Origin of the sequence: Pseudomonas sp. B14(2017), assembly GCF_002113255.1 — a bacterium.
GTDB classification, from domain to species: domain Bacteria; phylum Pseudomonadota; class Gammaproteobacteria; order Pseudomonadales; family Pseudomonadaceae; genus Aquipseudomonas; species Aquipseudomonas putida_Z.
Map to the genome: position 1 here is coordinate 255,751 of NZ_NEJY01000006.1, position 8,970 is coordinate 264,720.

General features: G+C 64.4%; 3 protein-coding genes. 2 read left to right on the forward strand and 1 reads right to left on the reverse strand.

Annotated elements, in window-relative coordinates; genetic code table 11:
* Nucleotides 1-6,468 carry a non-ribosomal peptide synthetase gene (locus tag CAG34_RS08455; RefSeq protein ID WP_085589194.1) on the reverse strand — a complete coding sequence of 2,156 codons (6,468 nt, stop codon included), beginning with the start codon at nucleotides 6,466-6,468 and terminating at the stop codon, nucleotides 1-3.
* A 516-nt stretch (nucleotides 6,469-6,984) separates the two neighbouring features.
* On the opposite strand from CAG34_RS08455, the gene CAG34_RS08465 reads away from it, so the two are divergent.
* The gene (locus CAG34_RS08465; protein WP_085589198.1) at nucleotides 6,985-8,391 is read left to right on the forward strand and encodes a PAAR domain-containing protein; all 1,407 of its coding nucleotides are present in this window, start codon (nucleotides 6,985-6,987) and stop codon (nucleotides 8,389-8,391) included.
* The gene (locus CAG34_RS08470) at nucleotides 8,384-8,770 is read left to right on the forward strand and encodes a hypothetical protein (RefSeq protein ID WP_085589200.1); all 387 of its coding nucleotides are present in this window, start codon (nucleotides 8,384-8,386) and stop codon (nucleotides 8,768-8,770) included. The genes CAG34_RS08465 and CAG34_RS08470 overlap by 8 nt, the downstream gene beginning before the upstream one ends.
* The last annotated feature ends 200 nt before the right edge of the window (nucleotides 8,771-8,970 follow it).

The window sequence follows — 8,970 nt, forward strand, 5'->3', positions numbered from 1 at the left end:
TCAGGCCTCTGTGAATGCATTCATCATTTGTTCGATATCGCTCAGGCCATCGTCGGAGAGCGACAGGCCCTGCTCGTCCAGTGCCTGGGCGAACGCGCGTAGTTCGGGGTGGCTGAAGATCAGCCGAAGGGGTATGTCCAGCCCCAGCTCGACGTTGATCCGCGACACTGCCTGGGCCGCCAGCAAGGAGTGGCCGCCCAGCTCGAAGAAGTTGTCGTTCAGGCCGACCCGGGCAACGTTCAGCAACTGCGCCCAGATGTTCGCCAGCTGCTGCTGCCGCTCGCTCTGCGGCGCCTGGTAGTCATGCTGCGGCTGGTTCGGGTCGGGCAGTGGCAGGGCCTTGCGGTCGAGTTTGCCGCTGGGGGTCAGCGGCATGCTCGGCAGTGTCACCAGGTAAGCCGGGATCATGTAGTCCGGCAGGCTGGCCTTGAGGTACTGCTTCAGGGCCTGGCGCAGATCGCCGCGGTAGCCTTCGGCCGGAACCGCATAGGCGCACAGCTGCTTGCCACCGGGCAGGTCGATGGCCACTACGGTGGCTTCGCGAACGTCCGGGTGCGCCCGCAGGTACTGCTCGATCTCGCCCAGCTCGATACGGAAGCCGCGCACCTTCACCTGGTGGTCGACCCGGCCGCGATAGGCCAGCTGGCCGTTTTCGTCGTAGCAGCCGAGGTCGCCGGTGCGGTACAGGCGGCCACCGCCAACCGGGTCGAACGGGTCGGGGATGAAACGCTCGGCGGTGAGTGACGGCCGCTGGTGATAACCGCGTGCCAGGCACCCTGCCCCGCCGATGAACAGCTCGCCGGGCACGCCCACCGGTGTCGGCGCCAGGCCATCGTCCAGGGCATGCAGGGTACGCCCCGGCAAGGCACGCCCGATCGGCACGCCGCCTTGGCTGATCTGCTCCACGGTCATCTGCGAGCAGTCGTAGGTGGTGGCGACCACGGTGGCTTCGGTCGGGCCGTAGGTGTTCAGCAGGCGCACCGCTGGCGGGCCATCGGCCAGCCAGGCGCGCAGGGCATCTTCCGGCACCGCCTCACCCCCCACGTGAATCTGCTTCAGCCGGCCATAGGCCTCGGGGGCGCGGCGCTCCAGCGCCAGCAGGCGCCAGTAGGCCGCCGGCAGGTCGGCCACAGTCACGCCGTGGCGGTTGATCTCGTCCAGCAGGGTGGCGGTGTCCCACAGCCGCAGGTCGCGCAGCACCACACAGGCGCCCTGGGCCAGCGGCGGGAAGAACTGCTCGATGAAGCCATCGAAGCTGATGGTGGCGAACTGCAGCACGCGATCGCCTGGGCTGAGGTGCGAATAGTCGCCGGCCACCTGGCAGAACAGCGACAGGGCCTGGTGGTCGATGGCCACGCCCTTGGGCATGCCGGTGGAGCCGGAGGTGTAGATGACGTAGGCGAGGTTGTGCGGTGCCGCCAGGTTGGCCAGCGGTTCGGCGGGCCAGGCTTGCAGCCACTCGGTGCCCGGCTCCAGTACCACGCAGGGCAGTTGCTTGCCCAGTTGCAGGCGCTCACGCGAGGGCGCGTCGGCCAGCAGCAGGCCGATATTGCTGTCCTCGACCATGTAGGCCAGGCGTTCTTGCGGGTAGTCCGGGTCCAGCGGCACATAGGCGCCACCCGCCTTGTGAATGGCGATCAGCGCCAGGGCCATGCCCAGGCCGCGCTCGACAGCCACGCCAACCAGGCAGTCCGGCCCCACGCCCAGCGCCCGCAGGCGGTGGGCCAACTGGTTGCTGCTGCAGTCCAGTTCGGCGTAGGTCATCTGCTGGTCGTCGAAGATCAGCGCCAGCGCATCCGGCCGCTCGTGGGCCTGGAGTGACAGCAGTTGGTGCGCGCACAAGCCGCTGCCAGCCTGGGGCGCCGGGTTCCAGCCGTGGGACAGCTGCTGGCGTTCGGCACTGCCAAGGAAGTCCAGCTCGGCAATGCAGCGCTGTGGCTCGGCGCAAATGGCTTCCAGCAGTGCTTGCCAATGCCCGGCCATGCGCTCGATACGTGCGGCATCGAACAGGTCGGTGGAATAGTTGAACGAGGCAGTCACGCCGTCGGAGCGCTCCAGGGTATTGAGCGAAATGTCGTACTGCGCGCCCGGCTCCAGCAGGTCCACTTCCTTGACCTGCAGGCCGTGCAGGGCATCGCTGGACACCTGCTCGCCAAGGTCGCGCAGGTGGTTGTACAGCACCTGGAAGAACGGGTTCACACCTTGGCCACGGTCGGGGTACAGCGCCTCGGCTACCTCGAGGAACGGCACGTCCTTGTTGGCCTGGGCCTGCAAGGCGGTTTCCTTGATTGCCGCCAGCAACTGCGCGAAAGGCTGGCTGCCATCGACACTGATACGGGCCACCACCACGTTGATGAAGAAGCCGATCAGCCCTTCCAGCTCCAGGCGATTGCGGTTGGTGACCGGCACGCCGATGTTGAGCGTGCCCTTGCGGCTGTAGCGCGACAGTACGATGGCATAGGCCGCCAGGAACACATGGAACAGCGTGGCGTTGGATGCCACCGCCAGTGCCCGCAGGCGCTCGGTGAGGGCCTGTGGCAGGCGCACGTCGAAGCGGCTGCCCTGGTAGCTTTTGACCTGCGGGCGAATGCGGTCGGCAGGCAGTTCCAGCACTTCGAAGTCGTCTTCCAGGCGGGCCTTCCAGTAGTCGATCTGCGCCTGCATCTGCCCCTCGGCCAGCCACTTGCGCTGCCAGGCGGCGAAGTCGGCGTACTGCACCGGCAGTGGCTCGATGGCTTGCGCCTGGCCCGTGGCGGCGGCGTTGTAGGCGGCGGCGAACTCGCGCACCAGCAGGCTCATCGACCAGCCATCGGAGACGATATGGTGCAAGGTCAGCGACAGCAGGTGCTCCTGCGCATGCACCTTGAACAGCCGTGCGCGCAGCAGCGGGCCGTGCTCCAGGTCGAACGGGACGAAGGCTTCGGCTTCCAGCTTGCGCATCTGCGCGGCGTGGTCCTGGCCGCTGAGGTCTTCGAAACCGATCGGTACCGTGGCGGCCGGCAGGATGCGCTGCCAGGGCAGGCCGTCGGCCTCGACGAACACCGTGCGCAACGATTCGTGGCGGGTTACCAAGGCATCCAGCGCAGCCTGCACGGCGCAGTGGTCGAGGTGGCCCTGCATGCGCACGGCCATCGGCGTGTTGTAGGCCAGGCTTTCGGGGTTGAGCTTCCAGAACAGCCACTGGCGGTTTTGCGAGCGGGACACCGGCAGCGGTTGCTGGCGGTCGAGGATCTCGATGTCCAGGCCTGCGCCCTGCTCGCCTTCGGCCACTGCCTGGGCAAAGGCCTGCAGGTCGACGGTGTCGAACAGGCTGCGCAGCGGGATATCCACGCCCAGCTGCTTGCGTATCCGCGATACCGCCTGGGTGGCCAGCAGCGAATGGCCGCCAAGGGCAAAGAAGTTGTCACCCAGGCCTACCTGCGGTACTTGCAGGACTTGCGCCCAGATCTGCGCCAATTGCGTTTGCAGCGGGGTCTGCGGCGCTTGATAGGCCACCTGGGTGGCGACGGGTTCCGGCAGCGCCTTGACGTCGACCTTGCCGTTGACCGTGACCGGCAGGTGCTCCAGCACTATCAGGTGGGTCGGCACCATGTGCTCGGGCAGCAGGCTCTTGAGGCTGGCGCGGACCGACTCCTGCCAGGCCAGGCTGTCGGCCGGCATCTGGCTGGGCACCAGCCAGGCAGCCAGTTGCAGTTGCGGCGCCTGGCCATGCACGCGAACCAGGGCATTGGCGACACCGCCCAAGGCACGCAGCTGGTTTTCGATTTCGGCCAGTTCCACGCGATAGCCACGGACCTTCACCTGGCCATCCATGCGCCCGGCGAACTGCAGGTCGCTACCTTGGCGAACCCAGTCACCGCTGCGGTACAGGCGCTGGCCGTGGCTGCCGTTCGGGTCGGGGACGAAGCGCTCGGCGGTGAGTGCCGGGCGGTTCAGGTAGCCGCGGGCCAGGCCGGCGCCACCGATGTACAGCTCGCCCTTGGCTTTGGCCGGCAGGGGTTGCAGGCAGCGATCGAGCACCGCGACGCGGGTATTGGCCAGTGGCTGGCCGAGGCTGGCCTGCTCGTTCAGTTCAGCGACCAGCACACCGACGGTGGTTTCGGTCGGGCCGTAGTGGTTGAACACCTTGAGCGCCGGGGCCAGGTTGCGGACCTTGCCCAGCAGGCTCGGGCTGATGGCCTCGCCGCCGAGCACCAGGCACTGTGCCGGCAGCGCCGAGCGGCCAGCCACCAACATGGCCTCCAGGTGCGACGGTACGATCTTCAGCGCGTCTACCTGGTGCTCGGCCAGGTAGGCCGCAAAGCCTTCGGCATCCAGCACCTGCTCGCGTAGCAGCAAATGCAGGGTATGGCCGCCGCACAAGGCACCGAACAGCATGGTGTGGCCAAGGTCGGCAGCCGGGGTCGAGACCTGGGCCATGCTGCGGATACGCTCGAGCGGCAGGCGCGCGGCGATGCCTTCGACGTAGTTGGCCAGGGCGCCGTGGCTGATCGCCACGCCCTTGGGTTGGCCGGTGGTGCCGGAGGTATAGATCACGTAGGCCAGGTTGGCCGGCGCCGGGGCGATGCGGGCGGCGCTGCCGCTGCCAATTTGCGCCCAGTCCAGGCGCTGCACGCCCTCGGGCAGTTCGACCGACCAGCTATCGGGAGCCAGTACCAGGCGGGTACCGCTGTCGGCAAGCATGTAGGCCAAGCGTTCGGCGGGCTGCTCGGGCTCCAGTGGCAGGTAGGCACCACCGGCCTTGAGCACGCCGAGGATACTGGCGAGCATGCCGACACTGCGGTCGGCCAGCACGCCGACCAGTGTGTCCGGCCCTGCTCCGGCTTCCACCAGCCGGCCTGCAATGGCCTCGGCGCGGGCATCGAGTTCGGCGAAGCTGGCCTGCTCGCCCGCAGCCATCACCGCCGTGCGCTCGGGGTGGCGGCTGGCGGCCGAGGCAAAACGCTGGTGAACAAGCAGCGTTGCGTCAGCCTGCGCAGGCGCGCCAATGGCAGGGGCCAGGCCTGGCAATGGCAACTCGCCGACTGCGCCACCCGCTTCGTCAGCCAATGCCTGCACGAGGGCCAGCCACTGCTCGCCAAGGGCTTCGACGGTGGCCGTATCGAACACGTCGGTCGCATAGGTGAACGCTGCGTGCAGCTGCCCCGCTCGCTCATGGGTGTCCAGCGCCAGGTCGAAGCGGGCGCTGTGCTTTGCCAGCACGACTGGCGCCAGGCTCAGGCCGGAGCGGGTCTCGATGGCTTGCACATCCGCCACCTGCGCCTGGTGGTTGAACAGCACGCGGAACAGCGGGCTCTCGCTGCTGCGCGGCAGGTCCAGGGCTTCGACCAGTTGCTCGAACGGCAGGTCCTGGTGGCTTTGCGCGCCTACGGCGGTTTCGCGCACGCGCTGGAGCAGGCTGGTGATGTCCAGCAGTGGGTCGATTTCGGTGTGCAGTACCTGGGTATTGATGAAGCAGCCGATCAGCCCTTGGATTTCGACGCGGTTGCGGTTGGCGATGGGCACGCCGACACGGATCGCCGACTGGCCGCTGTAACGCTGCAGCAGCAGCTTGAAGGCGGCCAGCAGGACCATGAACAGGGTGACGTTATGCTTGCGTGCCAGGCCGCGCAGGCGTTCGGCGACATCTGCAGCGATAGGGAACTCGTGACGTGCGCCGCGATAGCTGGGGCGACCCTGGCGGCTGCGGTCCAGTGGCAGCTCCAGCGGCGAATGGTCGTCGCCCAGGCGCGCCTGCCAATAGGCCAGCTGGCGCTCCTGCTCACCGGCCTGGAGCCAGCTGCGCTGCCACAGGGCGTAGTCGCGGTACTGGATCGGCAGCGGTTGCAGGCGGGCTTCGCTGCCGGCCACGGCGGCGTCGTACAGGTGCAGGAATTCGTCGATCAGCACGTTCATCGACCAGCCGTCGGCGACGATGTGGTGCAGGGTGAGCAGCAGGATGTGCTCCTGTGCCGCCAGTTGCAGCAGGCGCACCCGCAACAGCGGGCCGCTGGCCAGGTCGAAGGGGGCCAGGGCTTCGGCTTCGGCGATGGTTTCGATGGCGGCCTGACGGGCGCCTTCGTCCAGGCAGGCCAGGGCATCCTGGCGCAGCTGCAACGGGGCAGCGCTGGCATCGACCTGCTGGCGCACGTCATCGCCGTCGGCGACGAAGCGGGTGCGCAGGGTTTCGTGGCGGGCCACCAGGGCATCGAAGGCGTGCTGCAGGGCTGCCAGGTCCAGCGGGCCAGTCAGGCGCACGGCCATGGGCAGGTTGTACGCCGCACCTTGCGGGTCGAGCTGCCAGAGGAACCACATGCGCCGCTGGGCGTACGACAGCTGATCACGCTCGGCCACCTCCACCCCGGGCGCAATCGGCAGCACGGAAAAATCCATGCCCTCGCCCTGCAGCGCCTTTAGGAACAGGCGGCGCTTGTCGGGGTTGAGTTCGATGAAGCGGCGGGCGAGCTTGAGCGTTTGGTCGGCATTCATGTCGAGCGGTGTCCTGGCAGTCGAGCGGTAACTGTCAGACGAAGGTGTGGGGGGGTGATTTAGTCGCGCCAATCTTTTGCCCAGCACCATCCCTGTGGGAGCGGGCGTGCCCGCGAATCAGGCGACGCGGTGGCTGGCACCGGCTGCGCCGGTGATCGCCGGCAAGCCAGCTCCCACACCGACCGCGCAGGGAGATTGCATAGAGAACAAGGTTCGAGAGCGTGTCACATTCACTGTGGGAGCGGGCGCGCCCGCGAAGGGCCTAACGCGGTGTATGGCACCGGCTACGCCGGTGTTCGCGGGCGCGCCCGCTCCCACAGAGCCCTGCTAAATCAATGACTTATGTGTTGTTCTATGGAGCGGGCATGCCCGCGAAGAGGCCGGCATTGCCATCAATAAAATAACGTAGTCCAAATCTCTATCCCTTGTAGGACCCTTCCTAAACCCCCACCACCCCGAAAATACCCGCCAACCGCCTGCTAGGTTCCTGGCTTCCACCTTAAAAAGAGGCGAGCCATGAGCATGCGCATGAACATCTTCGGCCGATACCAAGGCCTGGACGGCGACGAAACCACCACAGGCGCCATCTGCATTGCCAGCCAAGCCAGGGGCCGTGTGCATGGCCGCGACTGGCTACTTCAAGGCGACCCGACCACACCCTGCCCGCTATGTGGACAAGCGGGCACCATCGTCGAGGGCGAAGTCCGCTGGCGACAGGATGGTATTCCCACGGCTCTGGACGGAGCACTGGTGCAATGCGGGTGCCCACAGGGCAGCAATCGCCTGGTTGCAAGTGGGTACGCACCTCCGGCTTCGCGCGGGGCACCCGCATCTGAGCCTGTTCGTGAGGCACCAGCACACGCCCGGACGGGTAACACAATAAGAAGTACCTATCAGCCTGAGGCGGTTCAGCCCTCGCCCACTCCTCAAGGCATGGAGCCCGGCTTCTACATCGTTCCGCGCTGCATGTCATACGAGGAAGTCCTGGCAGAGCTGGGCGCGCCGCAGGCCAACCTGCCTCGGTCAATTCTGGAACGGCTGAACCCGACCTATCAGCAGGGGTTCAAGGCGGGCGAGATCTTTGTCATTGGCGATGGTTTGAGGCGCCCGGTGTGCACTCGGGAAGAACTGTCTGCGATGAGTGCAGCAAAACAAGCTCGTGAAGCACTGGCGGAACTGACGCCCGAAGAGGCGGAATTCATGATGCGCCATCAAGCCGAGATTGCTGCGTTGCTCAGCGATGTGAGCCTGGCGATGGGGGTGAGCGAGGCGATGGTTGCCAAGTCGCTGGATGAACTCAGCACCATTTTGAAAAAAATCGAAGAGCTCCATAAAGTCCAATTCGTCAAGCACGGACATCTTCGGCACCCTGAGTTCTTTGCAGAACGTCAAAAGCTGTTCACGCAATTGAGTGCAAACTTGAATGCGACCCTTCTAAAAAAACACCTCAATCTCGGAAACTATGAAGGTCTGCGCCGGGACTTGGGAATCTCTTCGAGAAGCTTGGTGCACCACTGGAGCAAAGCGGGAGGACCGACACATATCCCTGGCTACTCGACACACTTAGACAAGCTGGCCAAGCTGGCTAAATATTTAAAAGCCGGAGGGCGTATTGGCATTGCTATTGGCGGTGGCGGATCTGCCCTGAAAATTTCAGAGGTGTGCAAAGAGGGCAACACAAATGCCTGTAAAAAAGTCAGCGTTTCTGAGGCAGGTAATTTCTCCGGTGGTTTAGCTGGTGGCTGGTTGGCAGGAAAAATTGCGGGCAGAATCTCTGCGAAGGTTTGCTGGAGAGTCGGACCCTACGCCGTAGCATGCGGAATAGTGATCACTGGTGGAGGCGCCTTGGCCGGCAGCATCGGTGGTATGGAAGCGGGTGAGGAGTTCGGAGAATTAGTCTTCGAGGTCTTTGGAGATGATTGATTACCTTGACGTAAAACTAAGACTATTTCTGTTAGGCACTCCTATCTGCCTCGCTTTAATCGGGCTTGTATCTGACCTTCACATTGCGTGCTCTCGCCAATATAAAGAAATGACCTCAGCACTCCAACGGAGCGCGTGCCTTCCATTTGCGACCGGCATGTGGGGAGAGAAAAAAATAGGTTCCAGAGTTCTAGTTATTTCTGTAATCGCTGGCGCCATTGGGTCCCCCGCCTCAAGCATTCGCAGCGGGCTATTGGATGAGCAAGACCATTTACAATTCCCTGAGAAGTTAAGAAGAAAAATTCTTATTGCATCATCACTAAACACCATTGGCATCGCTTGGATAGCCACCTATTACCTGATGAAACTGCTAGACTGAGAGACAAAACAGATGAACTCAAATCTTTCATATAACAGCGAACCTCAAGCAAACCAGCGCATTCAAAAACACCGACTTCACGTAGTCTCTACATCAAAACTGATCGTGTCCCGGGAAGTGGTGTAACTGAACCAGCCGAAGGCGCCCTGCGGGCGAAAGAGGATGGTCATCGTGGTTCTTGGCTAACGTTGAGTTTGCGA